The following is a 24861-nucleotide window of genomic DNA, read 5'->3' as shown; positions in this document are numbered from 1 at the left end:
CCGGCAAGCCTACCGAGTATCGTTCCCCGGGTATCGAGGAGTACCACCCGCCAGGGTCTCCGGAAGGTCAGGCTCAGCCAGGCGATCAAGAACACCAAGAGGGACACCGTGGGGCGACACCGCACAGACGACATCGACGGCGGCTACCGAGCCCAGGACCCATCTTCCCGCTCCGCGCGCAGACGGGCGCGTGGACGCGGACGGGTCCTGGTGCCGCTCGCGGGAGCCGTGGCGCTGGCGGTGCTGCTCGGCGTAGCGGCGTTCGTCATCTTCACCCGCGAACACGACTGCTCGGCCGGAAGGCTGCCGCTGCGGGTGGTGGCGAGCCCGGACATCCAGCCGGCGCTGAACAAGATCGCGGGCACGTACACCAAGGCCCTGCACTCGATCGACAGCAAGTGCGTCGAGGTCACGGTGGCCAAGGAGACCTCCGCGAAGGCCGCGAGCGCGGTCGCGGCGGGCAAGTTCGCCGGTGACATCTGGGTGCCCGACTCCAGCCTGATCCTGAGCCAGCTGAGCAGCCGCGTGTCGGAGCAGGTCGAGGTGCCCCAGCCGGCCGGTTCGATCGCCTCCTCGCCCGTCGTGCTGGCGACGGCCGCGTCCGCGGCGGCCAAGCTGGAGGGCACGCTGAAGCCGAGCTGGTCCGGCCTGGTGGCGGCGGCGAACGTGGCCGACCCCGACGGCCCCGGCAAGAAGGTGCGCGTGGTCGCCCTCGACCCGCAGAAGAGCTCGGCCGGGATGGCGGCCCTGATGGCCGCGTCCGGCGTGGCCAGGGAGGCGGGCCAGAGCAAGGCGCTGGTGGGCGCGCTCAAGGAGCTGTCGGGCCAGGTGGCGGCCGACTCGACCGCGCTGCTCGCCAGCCTCACGGTCAAGTCCGGCGGGAAGGTGCCGATCGGCGTCAGCTCCGAGCAGGCCATCCACGTGCACAACACGAAGAAGCCGGAGACGCCGGCGGTCGCGCTCTACCCGGCCGAGGGCACGCTGAGCCTCGACTACCCGCTCACCGTCCTCACCAAGGACCTGGCGACGCAGAAGGCCGCGGCCGACTTCCGTCAGGAGCTGGCCAAGGAGTCCGCGCTCAAGGTGCTGCGCGCGCAGGGCTTCCGCGGCCCCGACGGCACGGCGGGCGAGGCGCTGTCGGAGGCCAAGGGCTTCGTCCCCGCCGCCCCCAAGGCGCTGCCGGAGCCCGACGTCAAGACGGTCGCCACCGTCAGCCAGACCTGGACCAGGCTGAACCTCGGCACCCGCCTGCTCACGCTGCTCGACGTCTCGGGCACGATGGCGCTGCCGGTCCCCGGCACGAACCTGACCCGCATGCAGGCCATCAGCAAGATCGCCACCGAGGGCCTGACGCTGTTCCCGGCGAACTCCGAGATGGGCGTGTGGATGTTCTCCACCCACCTCGACGGCCAGGGCAAGGACTGGAAGGAAGTCGTCTCCGTCGGCCCGCTCACCCAGAGCGTCGACGGCGTGCTGCGCAAGGACGCGCTGGCCAGGGAGCTCGCCTCGGTCCAGGCCAAGGCCACCGGCGACACCGGCCTGAACGACACGATCAAGGCCGCCTACACCGAGATGACCAAGACGTACGCCCGGGACAGGATCAACACGCTGCTGATCCTGACCGACGGCGCGGGGAACGACGATCCCGACGGCGGCGTCAGCGACGCGGAGATCCTGCGGTTCCTGAAGGAGACCTACAACCCGGAGCGGCCGGTCAGCATCCTGCTGATCGCGTTCGGCCCCGAGGCGCAGGCGGGCAAGCGGCAGATGGACGCGGTGGCGCGGGCCACCGGCGGCGAGGCCTACATCGCCAAGGACCCGCTCCAGGTGCGCGACTTCTTCCTCCAGGGCATGGAACGCCGCCTCTGCTCCCCCAACTGCGACGGCTGACACAACCGTCACATCTATCCCTGTTTTACCTGGTTAAGCCACTTGGGCACGACCTGGCAACCCGCCGGGCACCAGGGACGTCCTCTACGCCGGGGATTCCTTGTCACCCGCGGGGAGGTACTGGTGCCTGGATGGCCGGCGGTCGACCGCGCCCACGATCTGGAACTGGTGGCGGCGTTGCGGCGCGCCGATCCGGGCGCGCCGGAGCGCCTGTACGACGCGTACGGCGACCGGCTGCACGACTACGCCGCCTCGCTCCTGGGCGACCGGCGCGCGGCCGACGCGGTGCACGACGCGGTGGTGACCGCGCAGGGGTGCGCCGACCGGCTGCGCGAGCCGGCCAGGTTACGCGCCTGGCTGTACGCGCTGGTCAGGTTCCAGGCGATGGCCAGGCTCGGCCACCATCGCGGGGCCGCGGCGCCGCTGGACGACCCCGACGACCACGAGCTGGCCGAGCTCGTCGGGGCGGCGCTGGGCGAGATGCGCAGGAGCGAGCGGGAGATCCTGGAGCTGTCGACGCGGCACGGGCTCACGCCCGCCGAGGTCGGCTCGGTGCTGGGGCTGACCTCACGGCAGGCGGCGAGCAGGCTGCGCCGGTCGCGCGACCTGCTGGAGAACGCGGCCGCGGCGGTGGTGCTGGCCAGGACCGGCCGGGCGCACTGCCCGGAGCTCTCGGCGCTGGTGGACTCGTGGGAGGGGCCGCTGACGCCGCCGCTGCGCCGGCGGCTGGCCGCGCACATCGGCGGCTGCGAGGTCTGCACCGAGCGGCGGCGCGCCCAGGTGTCCGCGGCGCGGCTGCTGGAGATGCTCCCGGTGGCGTACGCGCCGTTCTCCCTGCGCGAGCGGGTGCTCGGCACGTGCGCGGACCCGGCGCTGGGCGACACCCGCACGATGATCCTGGACCGGGGCGACGGCTTCGACCGCGGCGGCTTCCCCGCGCCGCCCGGCCGGTCGCGGCGGCGCGGGCGGCGCGGGCTCGCGCCGGCGCTGCTGGCGGCCGCGGCGCTGCTGGCCGGCACGGCCGTGCTGGTCGCCATGACCGGCCACGAGGGCGCCAAGACCGCGCTGGACCTGCGGCCCGAGGGCTCGCCCACCGCACACGTGCTGCCGGAGAGCCCGCCGGCCGAGACCGAGGAGGAGTCCGGCCCCACCCCGAGCCCGAGCGAGAGCAGGCGCGAGCGCACGCCGTCGCCGAAGCCGACGCGGCGGCCCGCCGCCGACCTGGCGACCACCAGGCCCCCGGCCGTCAGCACCCCCACCCGGCGGCGGACCGCCCGTCCCGCCAGGCTCACCACGACCTGCCCGGAGGAGGTGGCCGGCGCCGCCACGATCGGGTTGCGCGCCCGCAACAGGACTGTCTCCTGGAAGGCCGCGGCGTCGGAAGGACTGGGCGTGGTCCCGGCCGCGGGCTCGATCAAGCCCGGCGGCACGGCGGTCGTCTGGGTCACGGTGGAGGATCCCGGCACAGAGGGCAGCGGAACGGTGACGATCACCTCGAACGGCGGCGGCTCGGCCTGCGCGCTGAGCTGGGACGACCCGGCCGTGCCGGGCCCCACCAGGCTGCCCGACGACGACGTCACCGCGAGCGCCGGACCGACCGGCACACCGGTGCCCGAAGCCGCCAGTTCGTCATCGCGTTAAAAAATGCGATAAGTCGGACGCGAAGTCGGTACGTGTGTGGCAGATAGGGCATCCTGGTGTAGCTGGGGAACGTGTCAGGCCGAGGTGGTTCCTACCCATGTGGTCAATCCCACATGGGTAAGTGGCGACCTGCGGTAAACCTGACGTGGTCCTCACGCGTCGGCGTTGACGCGCGCGCGCATGGATTGATGCCATGGAGCGATCAACCGCGCACCTCGAAGCGAAGAACCGGGAGAGAGACGGCATGCTCAAGCAGCACCGCAGAGCGGTCACGTGGCTGCTCTCGCTGGCCTGCATAGCGGGGGCGGTCATCGCTCTGCTCGACATCGACACGCCTCTGCGGCCGTTCCTGATCTCTCTCTTCCTTCTGGTCGTGCCGGGCACCGCGGTCGTCGGCCTGTTGCGCGATCGTGATCCGCTTGCCGCACTATCGGTAGGAGCCGCCGCGAGCCTCGTGATCAACGTGCTGCTGGCCCAGGCCATGCTGCTGTTCGACGCGTGGTCACCCCGGGCGGGCGTGGCGACGGTCGCCGTGCTCGGCGGGTTCATGTACGTGCTTCGCGTGTTGTACCGGGGGAAGAACATGCAGACCGAACAGGGGGCCAGGGCAAGGTGAAGATCAGCGTCGTGCGCCCGCGCGAGCTTGGCGGGCCCGAGCGGGCACGATGGCGGGAGCTCCAGAAGGCCGACCCGAGTCTGGACAATCCGTTCCTGTCGGTGGAGTTCGCGCTCGCCATGGATCAATTGCGGGATTATGTACGGGTTGCCGTTATTGAGAACGAAGACCGTATTGTCGGATTTTTTCCTTATGAGCGACACAACTTCGGTATTGGTAAGCCTCTCGGCGGATTCCTGACTACTTGTCATGGTTTGATCGCTGCTCCCGATCTGCAGCTCGACGCCCGCGCGCTCCTGCGCGCGTGCAGGCTCACCGTGTACGACTTCGACCACCTGGTCGCCGGTCAGCCGACGTTCGCCCCGTACGAGAGCGACGTCCGCCCGGCGCCGGTCATGGACTTCACCACCGGCTTCGACAACTGGCTCGACCAGGTCAAGGCCAACTCCCCGAAGAATCTCAAGACTGTCCGCTACAAGGAGCGCAAGCTCGGCAGGGAACACGGCGGGCTCCGGCTCGCCTGGGCCTCCGATGACGAGTCCGAGCTTCGCACGCTCCTGTCCTGGAAGTCCGATCAGTACCGGCGCACCGGCAGGGTCGACAGGTTCGCCCAGCCGTGGATCGTCGAACTGACCGGTCTGATGCACGCCTCGAGGTCGCCCGACTTCTCCGGCGTGCTCACCATGTTGTACGCGGGAGACGTGCCTGTGGCCGGCCATTTCGGGCTGATGACGGCCACCACGCTCGTCGGCTGGTTCCCCGCGTACGACACCGAATACGCCCGATACTCCCCAGGCATCGTCCACCACATGCAGATGGCGGAGGCCGCGGCCAAGAGCGGCCTGCACATCATCGACATGGGCAAGGGCGGCAAGGAGTACAAGGACTGGCTCAAGAGCGGCACTCTCTACGTCGCCGAGGGGCGCGTGTCCAGGCCGACGCCGGCGGCGGCCGTCCACTGGATCGGCCGAACTCCTTTCAACAAGGCCCGAACTATCGTGCTGGATCGGCCGTCTCTCTATAAGGCAGCCGATCGAGTCCTCAAAGGATTCGGGCGGGTCCGCAGTACCGTCCAGCACGATCCGAACGCAGTACCGAAGGAAGTGCCGGGAGCGCCCTAGTGGCGGTCCGTCAGCACTTCAGCAGCACAACCCGAGCACCACCCGCACCTCACTGGACCGGCCGATGCACCACCTGTCTCGTCAGGCGTTCCCTCAGCACCGGGGAAACACTGGCGCCGGCACGCCGCGGCCGGTCCCGGAAGGATCAACTTCGCCATGAGTTCCGACACCGTCCAGCACAACGGCAAGAGCCACGTCATGCCCTTGCGTTCGATGCCGCCTATTGAGCGATTCACGCCGATCACGCCCCACTTGGCCATTTCACCCACAGTGAGTGTGGTAGTTCCGGCGATGAACGAGGCGGAGAACCTGCCCCATGTGTTCGCCACACTGCCGCAGTGGATCGACGAGATCGTGCTCGTCGACGGCAACTCCGTCGACGACACGGTGGCCGTGGCGCGGCGCCTGCGGCCCAATGTCAAGATCGTCACGCAGACCGGGAAGGGCAAGGGCAACGCCCTCGCGGAGGGCTTCGCCGCCTGCACGGGCGACATCATCGTGATGATCGACGCCGACGGCTCGACGGACGGCCACGAGATCATCTCGTTCGTGGGCGCCCTCATGACCGGGGCCGACTTCGTGAAGGGCTCGCGCTACGCCTCCGGAGGCGGCAGCGACGACCTGACCTTCAGCCGCCGCTTCGGCAACAGGGTCCTCACCGGCATCGTCAACAAGATGTACGGCACCCAGTACACCGACCTCTGCTACGGCTACAACGCCTTCTGGTCGCGTCACCTCGACGTGCTCGACCTCGACTGCGACGGCTTCGAGGTCGAGACGCTGATGAACATCCGCGCCGCCAAGGGCGGGCTCAAGGTGCACGAGGTGCCCAGCCACGAGCGCGACCGCATCCACGGCGAGAGCAACCTGCACGTGGTACGCGACGGCCTGCGCGTGCTCAGGACGATCATGCGTGAGTGGCGTCGCCAGCCCGCGCCGCCCAGGCCCGAGCCGGCCGCCGCCCCAGCCGCGGACCGGGGTGTGGCGTAAGCGCTCGAACGCCTGAAGGAATCGTCGTGAACACGTCTGTCGTCATCTGCGTCTACACCGAGGACCGGTGGGAGGACATCAGGGAGGCCGTGGAGTCGGTGGAGCGCCAGACGCGCCCGCCCCGCGAGCTGATCCTGGTCGTCGACCACAACCCCGACCTGCACCTGAGACTCAAGCGCGCCTATCCACACGCGATCGTCGTGGAGAACTCGCACGAGCAGGGCCTGTCGGGCGGCAAGAACACCGGCGTGGCCACCGCCAACGGTGAGATCGTCGCGTTCCTCGACGACGACGCGGTCGCCGACCCCGGCTGGCTGGAGGCTTTGGAGGAGGGCTTCCAGGATCCGGGTGTCGTCGGCGTGGGCGGTCGCACCGAACCCATCTGGGCTTCAGGCCGGAGGCCGCGCTGGTTCCCGCACGAGTTCGACTGGACGGTCGGCTGCAGCTACCGGGGCATGCCCCAGGTGAAGGCGCCGATCCGCAACGTGATGGGAGGCAACGCGGCCTTCCTGCGCGAGGCGGTGTCCGAGGTGGGCGGCTTCCACAGCGGCATCGGCCGGAGCGTGCAGGGCCGCAAGAGCCGGCCGCTGGGCTGCGAGGAGACCGAGTTCTGCATCCGCCTGAGTCAGCGGAAGCCGGGTTCGGTCATGCTCTTCCAGCCCACGGCGGCGATCGGGCACAAGGTGTCCAGGCAGCGGGAGACGTTCGGCTACTTCCGCTCCCGCTGCTACGCGGAGGGCCTGTCGAAGGCCCTGGTGACCCAGGAGGTGGGCACCCAGGACGGGCTGTCCAGCGAGCGGGCGCACGCGATGAAGACGCTGCCGCTGGGCGCGCTGCGCGGTCTCGGCGAGGCGCTCAAGGGCGACCTCGGCGGCCTGGGCCGGGCCGGCGCGATCGTGGTCGGGCTGGCCTGGACCGCCTGGGGCTACCTGGTGGGCTCGATCCGGCTGAAGGGGGTGCGCTCGTGATCCGGGTGCCGATCCTGATGTACCACTCCGTCACCGACTCGCCCAACGAGGAGACCAAACCGCACTCGGTGCGCCCCTCCGACCTGGACGAGCAGCTCGCCTACCTGGCGGAGAGCGGCTTCACCCCGTTGACGCTGGGCGACCTGGTCGCCCGGCTCAACAAGATCAACGGCGTCGAGCTGCCCGGCAAGCCGATCGTGCTCACGTTCGACGACGGCTACGCCGACTTCCACACGAAGGCGCTGCCCCTGCTGGAGCGCCACGCGTTCCCCGCCACGGTCTTCCTGACCAGCGGGTGGGTGGCCGACGCGGGCAAGGACGCCGCAGGCAGGCCGCTGGACGACATGCTGAGCTGGACCCAGGCCCGCGAGGCCGCCCAGACCGGCATCGAGATCGGCGGCCACAGCCACAGCCACCCGCAGCTCGACCAGCTCCCGGGCGAGGAGCTGCGCCAGGAGCTGCGCCGCAACAAGGGCCTGCTCGAAGACAAGCTCGGCACTCCTGTGGCGACCATGGCCTACCCCTACGGCTACTCCAGCGCGCGGGTCCGCCGCGAGGTGCGCAAGGCCGGCTACTTCGCCGCCTGCGCGGTGAACAACACGATCGCGGCCGACGGCCACGACGTGCTCGCCATCCCGCGCCTGACCGTCGCCCGCCACACCACGATCAGCATGTTCAAGAAGGCCGTCGAGGGCACCGCCGTGCCCCTGATCTACCTGCGCGAACGCATCCTGACCAAGGGCTACGCCGTCGTCAGAAGGACGCGATACGGGCTGCAACGGGTTCGCGGCAATGTCTAGCCTCTGGCGGAAGGTGCTGAGCGACCTCCGCAACCCGCTCTTCCGCAACGGCTACGCGCTGATGGCCAACACCGGCATCACCGCGGTGCTCGGCATGGGCTACTGGCTGCTGGCGGCCCACTACTTCTCCGAGGAGGAGTTCGGCCGGGGCCAGGCGGTCATCACGCTGATGCGGCTGTTCGCGTCGCTGACCGCGCTGGGCCTGGTCGGGGCGCTGGCGCGTTACCTGCCGATCGGCGGCCGGAGCACGCCGGGGCTCATCCTGCGCGGCTACGGGATCGCCGCCGCCACGGGCGTGACCGCCGCGATCGGCTTCCTGCTGACGCTGCCCCTGTGGGGCGACACCTACGCCGTGCTCGGCGGGTTCGGCCCCGGGCTGTTCTTCCTCGGCGCGGTCGCGGTCTGGGCCGTCTTCACGCTCCAGGACGTGGTGCTGACCGGGCTGCGCAACGCCGTCTGGGTCCCGGTCAACAGCATCGTGTTCGGCCTGATGAAGATGGGGCTGCTGGTCGCGCTCGCCGGGGCGCTGCCCGACGGCGGGATCTTCGTCTCCTGGATGGTGCCGACGGCGATCGCGCTGATCCCGATCAACTGGCTGATCTTCGGGGTGGTGGTGCCGCGGCACATGCGGCAGACCGCCGAGCGGCACCCGCACCCTCCAGGGCTGCGCGAGATCGGCAGGTTCCTGTCCGGCGACTTCCCCGGCACGCTGTCCGTACTGGCGATCGTCTACCTGGTGCCGGTGGCCGTGGCCACCCAGGTGAGCGAGGCGACGTTCGGCCGCTTCTCGATGGCCCACACGCTGGGCTGCATGATCGAGCTGCTGGCCATGAACATGGCCGTGTCGCTGACCGTGGAGGGGTCCTTCGACCGGTCCCAGCTGGCGGTCAACTGCCGCAACGCGCTGCGCAGGGCCTTAATGATCATCGTGCCCATCATCGTGGTAGCCGTCGCCGCCGCCCCGCTCATCCTGCAGATCTTCGGTGACTCCTTCGCCGCCGAGGGGACGCTGCTGTTGCGGCTCATGGCGCTGGCCGTGCTGCCGCGCGTGCTGATCGAGATCTACCTGAGCGCGCTGCGCGCACAGGGCGAGGTACGGAAGCTGGCGTTCCTGCAGATCGGGCTCGCGGCGCTGGTGCTGACCTCGATCGCGGTGCTGTTCCCGTTCGCGAGCGTCGAAGCGGTGGGGTACGGCATGCTGATCAGCCAGAGTCTCATCGCATTGGTGATCTTCGGAAAACTACGTAAAATTCTCAGACCTGCCGACACTAGGCTGCTCAGCGTCGCTCAGGGGTCGCCCGGGGCCCCATGATGGTCACGTGAGGCAACGGGACGGCGATCGTATGACAGCGCGTTTCACCGGCTCTTCCGGCGTACGGGGGGACACGGGAGAGGAGTCAGAGGTGCCCTTCGATCCGGAGGCTACGGGGATCATCCCGCGGCTGGACCTCGATGCCGCCAAGGACCGAGCCGACACGCCCAAGCCCGCCGACGCGGACCAGCCCACCGACGGCTCGGCCGACGACCGCCCGTCCGACGAAGAGGCGGCCGAAGAGCCCCCCGCCGACGCCGAGCGGCCTGCCGGAGAGCGTCCCGGCGACGTCGTGACGGACGCCGAGCGGCCTGCCGGAGAGCGTGCCGCGGCTTCCTCCGGAGGCGACTCCGCCGAGGACGAGCGCGGAGCGAAGCGGGACTCCGAGGACGTCAGCCAGACCCTGACCTTCCGCATCCCCGGCCCGCCGTCGGTCCACATCGGCCGCCCGCCGACCGCCGAAGAGGCCGCTGCCGCGGCCGCCCCACCACCCGCGTCCAAGCCCACCACCGCCTCCAAGGCGCAATCCGTACCCGAGAAGACCCGGTCCGCCCAGGAGACCCGGTCCGCCCAGAAGGCCGTGCCCGAGACGGAGAAGACCCGCTCGGGCGAGAAGTCCGTACCCGAGGCAGAGACCCGCTTGGGTGAAAAGTCCGTACCCGAGGCGGAGACCCCCTCGGGTCAGAAGGCCGCACCCGAGGCGGAGACCCCCTCGGGTCAGAAGGCCGCACCCGAGGCGGAGACCCCCTCGGGTCAGAAGGCCGCACCCGAGACGGAGACCCCCTCGGGCCAGAAGCCGGAGGGCGATGCGGCCAGGCCGAAGGCTGAGGGGGCGGCCCTCGCTGCCGCACCTGGGCAGGGGGACGCCGAGCCGGAGACGGCCACGCTGCCCAAGCTCAAGTTCGGCCCTTCGGCCAAGCCCACGGAGGACGTCTCCGGCACGACTCCGTTCCCCGCGCAGCAGGCCCGGAAGGACTCCGGCGCATCCACGGCCCCGCCGACCACGGACTTCACCTCCCCCTCGACCGGCGGAGCCTCACGACCGGCCGCCAAGGGCTCGCCGCCGCCCACCGCTCCCAGGGGCAAGACCACTGGGGCGGGTGCCTCGGCGGCGTCCGCGCCCGCCAAGGGCAAGCCCGGGCAGCCGGGCGCGAAGGCGGAAGACGGCGGACAGGAGACCACGTCCCCACAGGACGCGGCGGCCACCCAAACCTCAATCGCTCTCCAAAAGAACCCGGCGGCACCCCAAACTCCGGCGGGTCCCCGGAAGGACCCCGCGGCGCCCCAAGCTCCGAAGGCTCTCCAGAAAGATCCAGCGGCACCCCAGGGTCCGGCGGGTCTCCAGAAAGACCCGGTGGAAGCTCCAGCGGCCTCCAAGCAGGGCGCGGCGGGTGCTCAAGCCGCGACCGCGGTGCGGCAGAAGCCTGTCGCGACCCCAGGGGCCGCGGGCGAGCAGGGAGGGCGCTGGGCGAGGTTGCTGGCCAGCGCGCCCCGGTGGCTGCCCGTGCTGCTGGTGCTCGAAGGTCTGGTCATGTACGTGCTGGCGGTCAAGGCGCCGCCCGGCCCGTACTGGGGTGTCGACCCCGAGGAGATCAACGGCCTCGGCCTGATCTCGGCGCTGCCCGTCACCGCGTTCGCGGCCATCCTCATCATGGTCGTGTCGTTCTTCGTCACGGTCGCCCAGAGCACCGACCGCAAGTTCCTGCTGTTGTTCCAGATCGCGGCCATCACGTTCGCCCTGCACGGCGTGGGCGCGCTGGTGGCCGAGGAACCCAGGTTCCCGACCGCGTACATCCATGCCGGTTTCGTGGAGTTCATCGGCAGGACCGGCGAGACGGCCATCAACATCGACGCCCGCATGGGCTGGCCGGGCTTCTTCGCGCTGTTCGCGTTCGTCACGAAGGCGGCCGGGATCGAGGACCTGACGCCGATACTCAACTGGTCGCCGCTGCTGTCCAACCTGCTCTACCTGCTGCCGTTCGTGCTCATCCTGCGCCAGGTGGTGGCGACCACGCGGGCGCGCTGGTTCGCGGCGCTGCTGTTCATCCTGGTCCAGTGGATCGGGCAGGACTACTTCTCGCCGCAGGGCTTCACGTTCGCCCTCTATCTGGTGTTCGTGGCGATCCTGCTGCGCTGGTTCGGGCGGGTGGAGCCGCGCACCAAGCCGATCCCGCCGAAGGGGCTGCGCAGGCTGCTGGCCCGCCTGGACGCGATGACGCCCGGCGAGCTGGCCAACACCGGCATGTTCCGGGCCGACAAGCTGCTCATGCTCATGCTGCTGCTGGCCCTGTTCGTGGCCGCGACGGCGTCCCACCAGATCACGCCGTTCATGATGCTCGGCGTGCTGACGGCGTTCCTGCTGTTCAAGCGGACCTCGCTGACGTGGGGGCTGCCGTTCTTCCTCGGCCTGGTGGTGCTGACCTGGATCAGCTACATGGCCGTCGGCTTCTGGGTCGGCCAGATCGACACGATCTTCGGCGGGCTCGGCCGGGTGCTCGACAACCTGCAGACCAACACGGGCGACCGGATCGAGGGCACCGACGCGCTGCACGCCCTGGTGCTGCAGGCGCGGCTGGGCATCCTGGTGGTGATCCTGGCGCTGGCGGCGGTGGGCCTGTTCAGGCGGCTGCACCGCGGCGTGTTCGACCGGGCGGCGCTCATCCTGCTCTGCGTGCCGGCGCTGGCGCTGGCGATGCAGAGCTACGGTGGCGAGATGGGGCTGCGCATCTACATGTTCGCGCTGCCCGGCGCGTGCCTGCTGGCCGCGTACGCGTTCTTCCCCAACATGCCGGCCGACAGCGCCGACGTGCGCGAGGAGACCGTCCCGCTGCGCAAGCGGAACGTGCGCTTCAACCCCGACCTGACGAGGAAGATCTCGCTGGTGCTGGCCGCGTGCATGGCGGTGGCGTTCGCGGGCGCCTTCCTGGTCGCCCGCTACGGCAACGAGAAGTTCGAGCGGGTGACCTCGGGCGAGGTCGCGGCCATGCACTACGTGTACGAGCACGACAAGCCGAGCGCCCGGGTGGTCTACCTGGTGCCGAAGCTGGGCCCGGAGGTCACGCCCACGCTGCCGTGGGGCGAACGCGACATCGAGCTGGTCAACTTCGCCGGCCAGGCGCAGGTGTTCAAGGACCCGACGAACATCACCGGGGTGATCGACTCGCTGAAGCCCGGCCCCGAGAGCCCGCGCAACACCTACGTGGTGGTCAGCCGCGGCCAGGTCAGCTACCTGCAGCTCAACGAGGGCTTCCCGGAGGGCTGGGGCGAGAAGTTCCGGGCCGCGCTGGACGCCGCGCCGGAGCTGAAGAGGGTCTTCTCCAACGACGACGCCGCTCTCTACACGTGGGGCAAGTTCGTGCGCGGCACGGAGATCCCCGATCCTCGCCCGTACAAGGTGCAGGGGGAGCCCACCTCGCCGTGGACGCCGGTCGGCATCGGGGCGCTGGCCGTGACCTGGATCGCGCTGTTCGGCTACGAGGTGATCAGGCTCAACGGCCCCCGCCGGGCGCCACGCGCCCGCCGCTGGATGCTGGCGGTGGCCATCCCGGCCTTCGCGGTGGCGCTCGGGGTGATCGTGGAGCGGTTCGTCTACATCGCGGGCCTCAACTGACGGTTCAGGCGGGGCCGCGGCCGCTCCACTGGATCTCGTACGGCTGGAGCGTGACCTGCTTGCCGTCGACGGTGGCGGTCACGGCGGTGTCGGCGGTGTTGACCATGACGACCTGGCGTTCCTGGGCCAGGACGCGAATCCGCTTGTCGGAGGACTGGACCTGCACCAGCTGCGCGTGGGCGGGGAACCACTTGGTGAAGCCGCTGAGCAGGCCGGCCATGGGCATCTCCTCGCCGGTGCCGGACCGCCACAGGCAGCCGGCGCACTCGCCGCGGCCCCTGGTCTGCGGGTTCCAGTAGAGAGCCGTGGAGACGCCGCTCTTGGCGAACTCCATGAGGGCCGTGGCCTGGACGGCGGTCCGCTTGTCCTCGGTCCAGCCGGAGTCGTCGGGCTCGACGTACCACTCGGCCCACCAGACCGGCAGGTCGCCGCTCTTCTGCCTGAGCCAGGTGCTGATCGCGCTGAACTTCTCGGTGGCCGCGAAGTCGTCGGGGACGTTGCCGCCGTCGGTGGTCATGGTGGCGCCGTCGACGACGATGAAGTCGGCGCCCTTCTTGTGCTCGATCCAGTACTCGATCGCGTCCAGCGCCCGCTGGTCGACGCTGCCGTACGTGCCCTTCAGCTCGGACGGCCTGTCGGCCTTGGAGCTCTCGATCGGCACGTAGGGGCCGCCGACCTTGATCTTCGGGTTGACCTTCTTGAGCGCGTCGTAGACCTTGTTGTAGAGCTCGGTGTAGCCCTCGGCGTCCCACCGGTTGGTGCTGGCGTTCCAGAAGCCCTTGAACTCGTTCCACACCATGTAGTACTCGACCGTCGGATACTGCTTGGCGACCCGGGCGGCGAGCTTGGCGTAGTCGTCGAAGTGTTCGGGCTTGACCGCGACCGTGTGGTTCTTCGACCAGTCGGTGCGGCCCGCCTGGCCGCCCTTCATCCAGTCGGGCGCGCAGCACAGCGTGATCACGGGGATGGACCGCGAGGACGCCATGAACTTCAGCCGCCTGTTGAGGTCGACGAAGTTGTACTGGCCGGGGCTCGGCTCGGGGTTGCCGGCGCCCCAGCCCATGATGTGCTGGTTCTGCAGCATCGGGACCCGGCCGAGGATCCCCCTGGCCGCCTCCCGGGCCACGCGGTCCTCGTTGTCGGCGCTGTATTGGGTGTGGGTGATGCCCCAGCGCGGCCAGTCGTCCACCGCCGGGGGCGGGTCGAGCTCGGGCGCGGGCTCGGCGGGCGCGGACGAGGCGATCTCGCCGCCGACGTAACTCGTGGGCCCGTCGTCCGGCTCCGAGCGCAGACCGGCGTAGGTCAGGATGCCGGCGACCAGCAGGACCGCGACGACCCCCGCCCCGACGGCCAGCGGCCATGGCGACCGTTTGCGGGCATGCCTGCCGTCCGTCGGAATCACCCTGAACCCACCCCTTCACGAACGTTCCAAACAAGGCCGAGCGCCAGGCCCTCGACCTTGTTCACCGTAACCGTCCGGGTTGCGAGTGGCTTGCGAACGGTCAGGACGATGGTGGCCGCTGGCCGCTCGCGGGTCCAGGAACCCCTGCATAACGGTACGGCACCGGTTGCCTACCCGGCTGCACCACGAGCAAGCTGCCGGTGTCGTCGGCGTAAAAAGCCGATTCCACGGCGGCCGCGACCTCGTCGGCCTCCAGCAAGGGGAACCCGGCGCTGATGAACAGCTCGCGCGCCTGGGCCACCAGCGGGGTGTCGGTGAAGCCGGGGCAGACGGCGGAGATGCGGATGTGCTCCTTGGCCAGCGGCGGGGCGAGGGCGCGGACGAGGCCCACGACGGCGTGCTTGGTCATCGTGTAGATCGGGTCGCCGTCGTAGCCGACCAGCCCGGCCAGCGACGCGGTGACCACGATGGCGCCGCCGCCGGAGCGCCGCAGCAGCGGCAGGGCGGCGGTCACGCCGAAGACCACGCCGTCCACGTTCACCCCGACGGTCTTGCGGTACTGGGCCAGGTCGAAGGCGTTCAGGTCGACGCCGCTGGAGATGCCGGCGTTGAGGTGGACCAGGTCGAGCCGGCCGTAGGTGCTCTCGGCCAGTGCGACGGCCTGCCTGGACGCCTCCTCGGTGCGCACGTCGGCGGCCAGGGCGACGCCGCCGACCTCCTTGGCGAGCCGCTCGGCGCCGTCGCCGTCGAGGTCGACCAGGACGCACCTGGCGCCTCCCGTCGACAGGCGGCGGGCCACCGCGGCGCCGATGCCGCTCGCCGCTCCGGTGATCAGTGCAACAGTGCTCATGACGCTCCTCAGGGCGGTGGGTGTGACTGGCGTCGGGTCAGGCGTGGCCGGCGGTCAGGACGGGCCGAGCATGCGGTGCGCGCGGGCGATCAGGGTGGGCACGGCGCCGCCGATGCGCTCGAACCCCTCCCCCACGGTCTTACCCTGGCGGAAGCGGGCGTGGATACCCTCCACGATGACCGCGAGCTTGAAGTTGCCCAGCGCGACGTAGAAGCCCAGTTCGGCGGTGTCGCGGCCGGAGACCTTCGCGTAGTGGGCGGCGAACTCGGCGGCGTTCAGGAAGCCGGGCGCGGCCGTCACGTCCCCGGCGACCGGGATCCCGGCCCGTTCCTCGTCCCCGGCGTCCTGCCAGTACGTGAGCGTGAGCCCGAGGTCGGCGAGGGGGTCGCCGAGGGTCGACATCTCCCAGTCGACGACCGCGCGGATCTCCGGCTCCGGGCCGAGCCGCACCAGCGTGTTGTCGAGCCGGTAGTCGCCGTGCACGAGCGTGCCGTCCGAGTGTGCGGGCACCCTCCGGCGCAGCCGCTCCGCCAGGCGGTCGAAGTCGGGCCGTTCCTCCGTCTTCGACCGCTCCCACTGCTTGCACCAGCGCTCGACCTGCCGGGCCAGGTAGCCGTCGGGACGGCCGAAGCCGTCCAGCCCCGCCTCCCGGTAGTCGACGGCGTGGATGGCGGCCAGCACCTCGGCCAGCCGCTCGCTCAGCCTCCTGGTCCCCTCCGGCGGCAGGTCGCCGAGTTCCTCCCGGCCGCGAACGGCGGCGCCTTCCACGTACTCCATGAGGTAGAACGGCGCGCCGATGACGTCCTCGTCCGCGCAGAACGCGACCGGGCCGGGCACGGGCACCGGGGTCGGCGCCAGCGCGGAGATGACGCGCCACTCGCGCGCCATGTCGTGCGCGGTGGGCAGCACGTGGCCGAGCGGGGGCCGGCGCAGCACCACGCGGCGTTCGCCGGTCTCGATGAGGTAGGTCAGGTTGGACCTGCCCCCGGAGATGAGCGAGACGGACAGCGGCTCACCGGCGTCGGGCGCGTGGCGGCCCATCCAGGCGAACAGCCGGGGCCGGTCGATCCCAGGTACGGTCATGGTCTGATATTAGAACGTTATTCGGTTCTGAAAACCACCTGGGAGTTGCGTAACGTTCCGCACCTGCGAGAACAGGCGACACACCGATCCTTTAAGCTGAGTTTCCACATGTCTGCCGCCCCGAGGCATGTCGACAGTAGGAGCCCAGTGCAGGTCACCCTCGCTCATCCCAGAGAGCTGGGAGACGCCGAAATCAGCCGCTGGCGTGCTTTGCAGGAAAGCGACACGGCGTTCGACAACCCCTTCCTGTCTCCGGAGTTCACGCTCACCGTCGGTGAGCTGCGCGACGCCGTGCGGGTCGCGGTGATCCACGACGGGCCGGAGATCGTCGGATTCTTCCCGTTCGAGCGACACCCGCTGGGCATCGGCAAACCGGTGGCCGCGGGTCTGACCGACGCCCAGGGCATGATCTACGCCAAGGACCTCGAGATCGACCCGTTCAAGCTGCTGCGCAAGTGCGGGCTCAGCGTCTACGAGTTCGACCACCTGGTGATCGGGCAGCCCCTGCTGGGCGCCACCTACGAGACCTATCCGTCGCCGGTCATCGACCTGAGCGACGGCTACGGCCCCTACACCGAGTTCCTGCGGGCCAACTCCGGCAAGACCTACAAGACGACGCTGGCCAAGGAGCGCAAGCTCGGGCGCGAGGCCGGCGAGGTGCGCCACGAGTTCGCGATCACCGACCCGGGACCGCTCCACACCCTGCTCAACTGGAAGACCGACCAGTACCGCCGCACCGGCCGCACCGACCGGTTCTCCCACCGGTGGATCGTCGAGCTGGTGGAGCGGCTGCAGGCGACCCGCGGCGAGAGCTTCGCCGGCGTGCTCGACATGGTCTACGTCGGCGACCGGCCGGTGGCCGGCCACTTCGGCGTCCGCACCCGCACCACCCTGGCCGGTTGGTTCCCCGCCTACGACACCGCCTTCGCCAAGTACTCCCCCGGCCTCATCCAGCACCTGGCGATGGCCGAGAAGGCCGCCGCCGCCGGCATCGAGCTGATCGACATGGGCCGGGGCGCCAAGGAGTACAAGGAGAAGCTCAAGACCGGCGAGCTCTCCGTCGCGGAGGGCCGCCTCGCCAGGCCCGGCCTCCCGGCCGGCGTCCACTGGATGATGCGGGTGCCCGCGCGCAGGGCCAGGGCCACCGTGCTGGCCCATCCGGTGCTCCACAGGACCGCGGACAAGGCGCTGAAGACCTACGGCCGGTTGCGGGCCAGGATGGCCGGATGAGGTTCCTGGAGGAGCGCACCGGCCGCCACTGCCTGCTCCTCCCCTCCAACCGGCTCGGTCTCTACCTGGCGCTGCGCCACTGGTGCTCGCCCGGCCAGCGGTTGCTCATGTCGCCGGTCTCCGCCGACGAGATCCTCTTCCTGGTGCTCGCCGCCGGCCTGTGCCCGGTGATCGCGCCGCTGTCGCCGCGCGACGGCAACATCGACGTCGCCCGCGCCGACCTCTCCTCCGTGGACGCGGTCCTGACGACCAATCTGTACGGGCTGCCCGACCAGGTGACGGCGTTCACCGGGAAGGTGCTCGTCGAGGACGTCGCCCACGCGATGGAGACCTCGGTCGGCGGCCGGCCGCTCGGCACGTTCGGCCTGGCCGGGGTGTTCAGCCTGGGCAAGCACGCCGCCGCCGGCTCGGGCGGGGTGCTGGCCGTTACGGAGCGCGCCGACCTGAAGTCGCTGGAGCAGGCCCGCGACGCCCTGCTGCGGCCGGGGTCGCTGCGCGCGGAGCTGTTCGCCGTGGCCACCTCGATGGCCCGCCAGGCGGCGCTCCGGCTCGACCTGGTGCGCCCGGCGCTGTGGCTGATGCGGGCGCTGGGCCTGCAGGAGGAGCGGGAGGGCTACCGCATCGCGCTGATGGCCCGCGAGCTGGCCGAGGCGCTGCCGCGGGCGCCCTCGCTGCCGTCGTTCGACCCGTGGGTCCGGGCCGACCTGCACGACTACCGCGCCGCCCAGGGCCGGGTGTCCCGGTGGTACCAGACCAGGCGGGTGGCCAAGGTGCCGCGCGAACGCGAGCGCAGGCTGGCCGGGGTCGCCCTGCTCGCGTCGTTGCCGATCGCCGCCCCCGCCGTGCGCGACCACCTCGACCAGCCGTTGTTCAGGGTGCCGCTGCTGGTGCGCGACCGCGACGCCGCCATCGCCGAGCTGGAGCGGCGCGGGGTGGCGACCGGCTATCTCTACGACCCGCCGTACGACGACTACGCGCCGGGTCTCACCAAGCCCTCGCCCGACCCGACGCCGGCCCGCTGGTGGGCCCGGCACGTGCTGCCGGTCGACCCGCTGTACGCGCGCCGGGCGCTGCCGCTGCTGCGCGAGCTTGAGGCCGCCCCGGCGTTCAGCCTTCCCTGATCAGCTCGGCCAGGATCTGGCAGCCCCGCCGCACCTGCGCGAGCGAGGCGGAACCGTACCCGATGACCAGGCCGTGCACCCGCTCGACCCCGTGATGATGGCGTTCGGCCGTGTCGAGCAGCACCCCTCGCTCCGCGGCACGTTCCATGACGCGGGGGGCCAGCCCCGGCGGCAGCTCGGCCAGCACGTGCAGCCCGGCCGTGTCGCCGCGCAGGCGGCAGACCGGTCCCAGCGACTCCACCACCACGGCGCGCCTGCGCGCGTACTCCAGGCGCATCCTGCGCAGGTGGCGGTCGAGGTCGCCGCGCTCCAGCAGGGTCGCCACCGCCTGCTGCACCGGCCCGCTGGTGCGGTCGGAGACGGCGCGGCGGATGGCGGCGATCCTGTCGAGCAGATCGGGCGTGCCGACCAGCCAGCCGACCCCGACGTCCGGCGCCAGCGACTTCGAGAGCGTGCCGAGCAGCACCACCCGCGACGGGTCGAGGCCGTAGAGGGCGGGCAGCGGGGCGACGTCGTAGCGGAACTCGGCGTCGTAGTCGTCCTCCACGACCGTGGCGCCGGTGCGCCTGGCCCACGCCAGCAGCCGCTCGCGGCGCGGGATCGGCAGGCGCCCGCCCAGCGGGTACTGGTGGGCGGGAGTGGTGTAGAGCACGCGCAGCCCGCCGGGCAGGTCGTCGACGATCACGCCGTCCTCGTCCACGGGGCAGGCCACCACCTCCGCTCCCCTGGCGGCGAACACCGTGCGGGCCACGTGGTAGCCCGGGTCCTCGACGCCCGCGCGGGTGCCCGCGCCGAGCAGCGCCTGCGCGCACAGGTCGAGGCCGTTGCCGGTGCCGCGGGTGACCAGGATGTTCTCCGGCCCGACGGCCACCGCCCTGGCCCTGCGCAGGTGATCGGCGAGGAGCTCTCTGAGCCTGGGCAGGCCGTAGGGGTCGGGATAGTCGCCCGGCGGCAGGTCGGCGGCCTTGCGCCAGGCCCGCTTCCAGGCGGCCACGTCGTAGTCGCGCACCCAGGGGTGGCCGGGCGACAGGTTGATCACGTGGTCGCCCGGCACCGCCCGCCGCGCCATCTTCGGGGCGGGCGCCTGCGCGGCGGCGGCCCCGTTGGCGCCGGGCGGTGTCTCCATCGAGGCCACGAACGTGCCGGAGCCGTGCCGCCCCTCCAGCCAGCCCTCGGCGTAGAGCTGCTGGTAGGCCTCGGTCACCACGGTGCGGCTGACCCCGAGCTGGGCGGCCAGCCCGCGCGAGGACGGCAGCCGCTCACCGGTCGCGAGCGCGCCCGAGAGCATGGCGTCGCGCAGCCGGCCCGCGAGCTGGACGGTCAGCGGCACGTCGGACTCCCTGGACAGGGAGATCGGGAGGTCGACGAGGGCACGCAAGTGGTCTCCGGGAAGGCGTTGATAGTGGCTCTCCAGGATAGGTCCACTTCGCGGCTACGGTCGACGCATGCTCTCCTCCACCGCTCGCACCAGGCTGGGCCGCTCGAAGGAGCGTGGCAGCACCGACAGGAACGATCTGTACGAGATCCTCGACGCGGGTCTGATCTGCCACCTGGGCGTGGTGGCCGACGGTTACCCGATGGTGGTGCCCACCGGCTACGGGCGCGTCGGCGACACCCTCTACCTGCACGGGTCGACGGGGGCCAGGTCGCTGCGGGCGGCGGCCGGCGGCGAGGTGTGCGTGACGGTGACCCACCTCGACGGCATCGTGCTGGCCAGGTCGGTCTTCCACCACTCCGTCAACTACCGCTCCGCGATCGTCTACGGCCGGGCCAGGCTGGTGACGGACGAGGAGGAGCGGATGGCCGGCCTGCGGGCGCTGACCGAGCAGCTCGCGCCGGGCCAGTGGGACTACGCCCGGCCGCCGGACCGCAAGGAGCTGGCCGCCACCGCCGTGCTCGCCCTGCCGCTGGACGAGGCGTCGGTCAAGATCCGCCGTGGCGCGCCCAGCGACGAGGACGCCGACTACGCGCTGCCCATGTGGGCGGGGGTGCTCCCGCTCGTCACCGCCTGGGGCGAGCCGCTGCCCGACCCGGCGCTCGCAGACGGGATCGGCATACCGGTTCACATCAGTGACAGAAAGTAGTTCCATGAACAGGGGCGCACCTGGCAAACTCCTTCCCTAGATCACGCGTCTCAACTGGTGGGCCGACCCTGGTTAAAGAGGCGGACAAATGGAGTGGAGCGCACCCGGCTACACGGAGATCACGCAGCTCGGCGCGGGCGCCAGCGGCCGTGTCGTGCTGGCCGCGCACGAGGAGACCGGCGTCAAGGTCGCGATCAAGTACCTCTCCGAGAGGTTGCGACATGATCCGGCCGCGCTGGGCAGGTTCCGCTCCGAGGCGCGGCTGCTGACCACGCTGCGCGACCCGAACGTCGCCACGCTGTGGGAGTACATCCAGGATCCGCAGGGCGCCGCCATCGTCATGGAGCTGGTCAACGGCGTCCCGCTGCGCGCGCTGCTGCGCGAGAGCGGCCCGACCGGCGCGGAGGCGGCGCTGGTCGTCCTCAAGGGCTCGCTGCTCGGCCTGGCCGGGGCGCACGCGCTCGGCCTGGTCCACCGCGACTACAAGCCGGAGAACGTGATCGTCCGCGACGACGGCCACAGCAAGCTTGTCGACTTCGGCATCGCCGTCAAGCAGGGTCAGGCCACCCGGGCCGAGGGCACCCCGCCCTACATGGCGCCGGAGCTGTGGTCGGGCGAGCCCGCCACCCCGGCGACCGACGTGTACGCGGCCACGGCCGTGTTCTTCGAGTGCCTGACGGGCCACCGGCCCTACCGCTCGCCGGAGCCGAGCGTGCTGGGCTACCAGCACCTGCACGCCCCGGTGCCGGTGGACGACGCGCCCGAGCCGGTGCGCGAGCTGATCCGGCGCGGGCTGGCCAAGAGCCCCGCCGACCGGCCCGCCGGCGCCGAGGCGTTCGTCGCCGAGGTGGAGGAGGTCGCCAGGGCCGCCTACGGCGACGACTGGGAGGAGCGCGGCCGCCGGCGGCTGGCCGGGCTGGTGTTCCTGCTCGCGCTGCTGCTGCCCGAGCCCGCCGAGCCCGCCCCGCAGGTGACCACCACCCTGGCCCGCACGGTGTTCAGGGAAGCGCCGCGCAAGGCGGTGCGCGTCGCCATGGCGGGCGGGCTGGCCGCCGTGGTGGCCGCCGCCGTGGTGGTCGTGGCCGTCAACAGGGAGACGCCGACGCGGCTCGAACCCGTGGCCGCCGCGCCCTCCGAAGCGCCGTCGCCCACCCCGTCCCTGCCGCCGGCGGTGACTCCGCGGCCCTCCGGGGATCCCACCGCGGGCCCCTCCCCGGAGGACACGGCGCTCGGCCGCCTGCCGGTCATCGGCGACCCGGGGTCCCCGGCCACCGCCACGGGCGGGTCGCCGGACCCCGCCGTCACCGGGGGCCCCGACCCGGTCGCGACCTCCACGGACGGCCCCGGCGCCCCGCCGGCCAGCACCCCGCCTTCCTCCGAGCCTCCGACCAGCGACCCGCCCACCTCGGACCCGCCGACCAGCGCCCCGCCCTCCTCCGCCCCGCCCTCTTCCGACCCGCCGACGACGACCACGCCGACGGTGACTCCGACGACGACTCCGACGACGAGCACCCCGACGCCGAGCGACCCGGTCACGAGCGCGCCGCCCCTGACCGCGGTGTCCTCGCTCGTCGTGCACCGGTTGGCCGTCAGGGGCGCCGTCGCGGCGGGAGCGCTCACCGTCGACGCCACCGGCACCGGCCCCATCACCGCCCGCGCCACCTGGCGCGTCGCCGGTCAGGAGGTGCGCACCGAGCGGATCCGGCTCGGCGACGCCCGCACCTACACCCGCACCGTCTCGCACGACCTGGGCGAGCGCCCCTGCGGCAAGGACGTCACGCTCACCGTCGTCTCCGACCCGCCCGCACGCGGCGGGAACGGTTCGTCGACCGTGAGCGTGCCGCCCTGCCCGACCGAGGTGACCGGCCTGCGGGTGAGGCTGGCCATGGCGGGCGCGACCGCCAGAGCCACCGTGTCCATGCGCACCAGCGGCACCGGCGAGGTGCCGGTGGCGGCGGCCTTCGCGGTCAACGGCGACCAGGTCGCCACCCGGTCGGCCGAGGCGTCCGGGCGCACCTCGTACACCACGACGTTCCGCCACGCCTTCCGCAGCCGCCCGTGCGGCGCCACCGTCACGGTCCGGGTCACCGCCAAGGGCCGGACGGCCACCGGCAGCGCCGACGTCGTCTGCCCGATCGAGGTCAGGAGCGTCTCCGTCGTGCGCGCCGTGGCCGACGCCGGCGGGCTGACCGCCACGGTCGCCGTGAGGACCGGTGACACGCGGCCGGTCCGCCTCGTCGTGGGGTTCCAGGCCGGGAAGATCGCCGGTACGAGGCAGCTCACGCTGTCCGGCGCGACTTCGTACTCCAGGACGATCCGATACGCGGTCAAGACACCCTGCGGGGCGTCCTGGCGGGTACGGGCGAGCACCCGGCCGGGAGCGGGCAACGGCGGCTCCCAGCGGGGCGGCACGCTGCCGGACTGTGAACCCGAGGTGACGGAGACTCCACAGCCGGAGATCAACTGAATCTCACCCTTTCGAATTTCGGGATATCTGATGCCGGTAGGTGTGAAACGCCGGTTAAGCTACGCTCCGTCTGTTGAGGGTGGGGGCCCGGACGACCGTAGAGGAGACCGCTATGAACGGCGATGAGCGGTGGGGGGTCCCCGGTTACACCGAGGTCCGCGAGCTGGGCACCGGCGCCGCCGGCCGGGTGGTCCTGGCCACGCGCGACCACGACGGGGCCGAAGTCGCCATCAAGTACCTGTCCGACCGGCTGAGGGACGACGTCGGCTTCGTCGCCCGGTTCCGGCAGGAGGCCAGGCTGCTGGGCGCGATGCGCAGCCCGCACAACGCCAGGCTGATCGACTACGTCGAGACCGGGCACGGCGCGGCCATCGTCATGGAGCTGGTCAACGGCGTGTCGCTGCGCGAGCTGCTCCGCTCGGAGGGCCCGACGGGGCCCGAGGCCGCGCTGACCGTGCTCAAGGGCTCCTTACAGGGGCTCGCCGCGGCGCACGCGATGGGGATCGTGCACCGCGACTACAAGCCGGAGAACGTGATCGTCCAGGGCGACGGCGCCAGCAAGCTGGTCGACTTCGGCATCGCGGTGGCGGCCGGCATCGGCGCCAGCGCGGCCGGCACGCCGCCGTACATGGCGCCGGAGCAGTGGTCGGGCGCGCCGGCCTCCCCCGCGACGGACGTGTACGCGGCCACGGTGGTCTTCTTCGAGTGCCTGACCGGCGCCCGCCCCTACCGGGCGACCAACCTGGCCGCGCTGGCCCGCCAGCACCAGGCCACGCCGCCGCCCGTCGAGGAGGTGCCGCCGGCCCTGCAGGGCCTGGTCGAGCAGGGCCTGGCCAAGCGCACGGAAGAACGGCCGGCGTCCGCCGAGGCGTTCCTGGTGGAGCTGGAGACCGTCGCCCGCGAGGCGTACGGGACCGACTGGGAGGAGCGCGGCAGGCGGAGGCTGACGTCTCTGGCGGGCCTGCTCCTGCTGCTCTGGCCGGTGCCGCCCGAGGCTCCGGCGGAGGCGGTCACCACGCTGGCCGAGACCCGCTTCGAAGGCCCGGCCAAGCTGCTGAGCAAGGTGTCCGCCAAGGCCGCGATCACCACGGCCTGCGTCGGGGTGGCGATCGCGGTGGCGGTGGTGCTGGTGAACCCGTGGAAGGGCGACACCGCCCTGCGCGCGCAGACCACCACGGCCACGCCCACCCCGTCGGCCTCCAGCGCCGAGCCGGTGGAGACCGACACCTTGGAGCCGGTCGAGACGGAGACGCCCGAGGAGCCGACGCCGGAGGCGACGACGCCGCAGCCGACCACGTCCGTCGCGCCCGTCGCCCAGCCCACGGCCACCCGTCCCACGACCCGCCCCACGGTGCGGCCGACTGTGCGGCCGACCAGGACCAGGAAGCCCACGGCCCGGCCGACCCGGACCCCGGTGAAGACCCCGGTGTCCACCCCGGCCGAGACGCCGGAGACCAGGCTGTCCGGCAAGGCCGACACCGGCAACCGGGGCACCGCCGCGCCCACGCAGCCCTCCGCCACGCCCACGCGGCAGACGCCGACGCGGCAACCCACGCGGACGCCGTCCACACCGCCGACCACGCCCAGCCCGTCCGAGAGCCCGACCGGCGGCGAGCCGCCCAGGAGCACGCCCACGGTGATCATCGACTAGGGAGCGGCACCGACCGGAACGGGTG

At 71.5% G+C, this 24861-nt stretch carries 18 protein-coding genes; 14 read left to right on the top strand and 4 right to left on the bottom strand.

The window, feature by feature from the left end; genetic code table 11:
* Window positions 1-210 precede the first annotated feature (210 nt).
* From FR742_RS03980 to FR742_RS03940, 9 genes are all read left to right on the top strand, one after another.
* Window positions 211-1890 (top strand): substrate-binding and VWA domain-containing protein, encoded by a 1680-nt coding sequence (locus FR742_RS03980; protein WP_261808348.1) that lies wholly within the window; start codon window positions 211-213, stop codon window positions 1888-1890.
* A 123-nt stretch (window positions 1891-2013) separates the two neighbouring features.
* Window positions 2014-3531: an RNA polymerase sigma factor gene (locus tag FR742_RS03975; protein ID WP_148029651.1), complete on the top strand. Its 1518-nt coding sequence runs from the start codon at window positions 2014-2016 to the stop codon at window positions 3529-3531.
* Between the two features lie 193 nt (window positions 3532-3724).
* Window positions 3725-4147 (top strand): hypothetical protein, encoded by a 423-nt coding sequence (locus tag FR742_RS03970; protein WP_246639421.1) that lies wholly within the window; start codon window positions 3725-3727, stop codon window positions 4145-4147.
* A complete protein-coding gene (locus FR742_RS03965; RefSeq protein WP_148029650.1) occupies window positions 4144-5268 on the top strand; it encodes a GNAT family N-acetyltransferase in 1125 nt (374 codons plus the stop codon). The genes FR742_RS03970 and FR742_RS03965 overlap by 4 nt, the downstream gene beginning before the upstream one ends.
* A gap of 156 nt (window positions 5269-5424) precedes the next feature.
* The gene (locus FR742_RS03960) at window positions 5425-6258 is read left to right on the top strand and encodes a glycosyltransferase family 2 protein (protein WP_148029649.1); all 834 of its coding nucleotides are present in this window, start codon (window positions 5425-5427) and stop codon (window positions 6256-6258) included.
* 26 nt (window positions 6259-6284) lie between these two features.
* Entirely contained in the window at window positions 6285-7226 is a 942-nt protein-coding gene (locus FR742_RS03955; protein WP_148029648.1) for a glycosyltransferase family 2 protein, read from the top strand.
* Window positions 7223-8026, top strand: coding sequence for a polysaccharide deacetylase family protein (locus tag FR742_RS03950; RefSeq protein ID WP_148029647.1), 804 nt, complete (start codon window positions 7223-7225; stop codon window positions 8024-8026). The genes FR742_RS03955 and FR742_RS03950 overlap by 4 nt, the downstream gene beginning before the upstream one ends.
* 13 nt (window positions 8027-8039) lie before the next feature.
* The gene (locus FR742_RS03945) at window positions 8040-9338 is read left to right on the top strand and encodes a lipopolysaccharide biosynthesis protein (RefSeq protein ID WP_148029646.1); all 1299 of its coding nucleotides are present in this window, start codon (window positions 8040-8042) and stop codon (window positions 9336-9338) included.
* A 91-nt stretch (window positions 9339-9429) separates the two neighbouring features.
* Complete coding sequence (locus FR742_RS03940; RefSeq protein WP_148029645.1) at window positions 9430-12948, top strand: hypothetical protein; 3519 nt, start codon at window positions 9430-9432, stop codon at window positions 12946-12948.
* Window positions 12949-12952: 4 nt separating this feature from the next.
* On the opposite strand, the gene FR742_RS03935 is transcribed toward FR742_RS03940, so the two are convergent.
* The 3 genes from FR742_RS03935 to FR742_RS03925 form a co-directional block, all read right to left on the bottom strand.
* Window positions 12953-14350 carry a GH39 family glycosyl hydrolase gene (locus tag FR742_RS03935; protein WP_148029644.1) on the bottom strand — a complete coding sequence of 466 codons (1398 nt, stop codon included), beginning with the start codon at window positions 14348-14350 and terminating at the stop codon, window positions 12953-12955.
* A 100-nt stretch (window positions 14351-14450) separates the two neighbouring features.
* Complete coding sequence (locus FR742_RS03930) at window positions 14451-15200, bottom strand: SDR family oxidoreductase (protein ID WP_148029643.1); 750 nt, start codon at window positions 15198-15200, stop codon at window positions 14451-14453.
* Between the two features lie 54 nt (window positions 15201-15254).
* On the bottom strand, window positions 15255-16283 hold the full coding sequence (locus FR742_RS03925; protein ID WP_148029642.1) for a phosphotransferase family protein: 1029 nt from the start codon (window positions 16281-16283) through the stop codon (window positions 15255-15257).
* A gap of 147 nt (window positions 16284-16430) precedes the next feature.
* Between FR742_RS03925 and FR742_RS03920 the strand changes: the two genes are divergently transcribed.
* A complete protein-coding gene (locus FR742_RS03920; RefSeq protein WP_261808347.1) occupies window positions 16431-17513 on the top strand; it encodes a GNAT family N-acetyltransferase in 1083 nt (360 codons plus the stop codon).
* On the top strand, window positions 17510-18634 hold the full coding sequence (locus tag FR742_RS03915) for a DegT/DnrJ/EryC1/StrS family aminotransferase (protein ID WP_148029641.1): 1125 nt from the start codon (window positions 17510-17512) through the stop codon (window positions 18632-18634). Before FR742_RS03920 ends, FR742_RS03915 begins: the two co-directional genes overlap by 4 nt.
* Here the strand turns inward: FR742_RS03915 and FR742_RS03910 are convergent.
* Window positions 18621-20012, bottom strand: coding sequence for a PLP-dependent aminotransferase family protein (locus tag FR742_RS03910; protein WP_148029640.1), 1392 nt, complete (start codon window positions 20010-20012; stop codon window positions 18621-18623). The two genes, FR742_RS03915 and FR742_RS03910, sit on opposite strands and share 14 nt — an antisense overlap.
* 67 nt (window positions 20013-20079) lie before the next feature.
* Between FR742_RS03910 and FR742_RS03905 the strand changes: the two genes are divergently transcribed.
* The 3 genes from FR742_RS03905 to FR742_RS03895 all read left to right on the top strand — a co-directional run bounded on the left by FR742_RS03905 (window position 20080) and on the right by FR742_RS03895 (window position 24836).
* Window positions 20080-20718 carry a pyridoxamine 5'-phosphate oxidase family protein gene (locus FR742_RS03905; RefSeq protein ID WP_148029639.1) on the top strand — a complete coding sequence of 213 codons (639 nt, stop codon included), beginning with the start codon at window positions 20080-20082 and terminating at the stop codon, window positions 20716-20718.
* Between the two features lie 88 nt (window positions 20719-20806).
* Window positions 20807-23185 (top strand): serine/threonine-protein kinase, encoded by a 2379-nt coding sequence (locus FR742_RS03900; RefSeq protein ID WP_148029638.1) that lies wholly within the window; start codon window positions 20807-20809, stop codon window positions 23183-23185.
* Between the two features lie 112 nt (window positions 23186-23297).
* Window positions 23298-24836: a serine/threonine-protein kinase gene (locus FR742_RS03895; protein WP_148029637.1), complete on the top strand. Its 1539-nt coding sequence runs from the start codon at window positions 23298-23300 to the stop codon at window positions 24834-24836.
* Window positions 24837-24861: the final 25 nt, after the last annotated feature.

Source organism: Nonomuraea sp. C10 (genome assembly GCF_008017515.1).
Lineage (GTDB): Bacteria > Actinomycetota > Actinomycetes > Streptosporangiales > Streptosporangiaceae > Nonomuraea > Nonomuraea ferruginea.
Note: the sequence above shows the minus strand (reverse complement) of the source record. Positions and strands in the feature narration are given on the sequence as shown.

What these genes read in the sequence shown, in the direction of transcription:
- FR742_RS03960 (WP_148029649.1), top strand. Translation starts at nt 5,425, where the DNA reads ATGAGTTCCGACACCGTCCAGCACAACGGCAAGAGCCACGTCATGCCC.
- FR742_RS03925 (WP_148029642.1), bottom strand. Translation starts at nt 16,283, where the DNA reads ATGACCGTACCTGGGATCGACCGGCCCCGGCTGTTCGCCTGGATGGGC.
- FR742_RS03905 (WP_148029639.1), top strand. Translation starts at nt 20,080, where the DNA reads ATGCTCTCCTCCACCGCTCGCACCAGGCTGGGCCGCTCGAAGGAGCGT.
- FR742_RS03970 (WP_246639421.1), top strand. Translation starts at nt 3,725, where the DNA reads ATGGAGCGATCAACCGCGCACCTCGAAGCGAAGAACCGGGAGAGAGAC.
- FR742_RS03895 (WP_148029637.1), top strand. Translation starts at nt 23,298, where the DNA reads ATGAACGGCGATGAGCGGTGGGGGGTCCCCGGTTACACCGAGGTCCGC.
- FR742_RS03900 (WP_148029638.1), top strand. Translation starts at nt 20,807, where the DNA reads ATGGAGTGGAGCGCACCCGGCTACACGGAGATCACGCAGCTCGGCGCG.
- FR742_RS03915 (WP_148029641.1), top strand. Translation starts at nt 17,510, where the DNA reads ATGAGGTTCCTGGAGGAGCGCACCGGCCGCCACTGCCTGCTCCTCCCC.
- FR742_RS03930 (WP_148029643.1), bottom strand. Translation starts at nt 15,200, where the DNA reads ATGAGCACTGTTGCACTGATCACCGGAGCGGCGAGCGGCATCGGCGCC.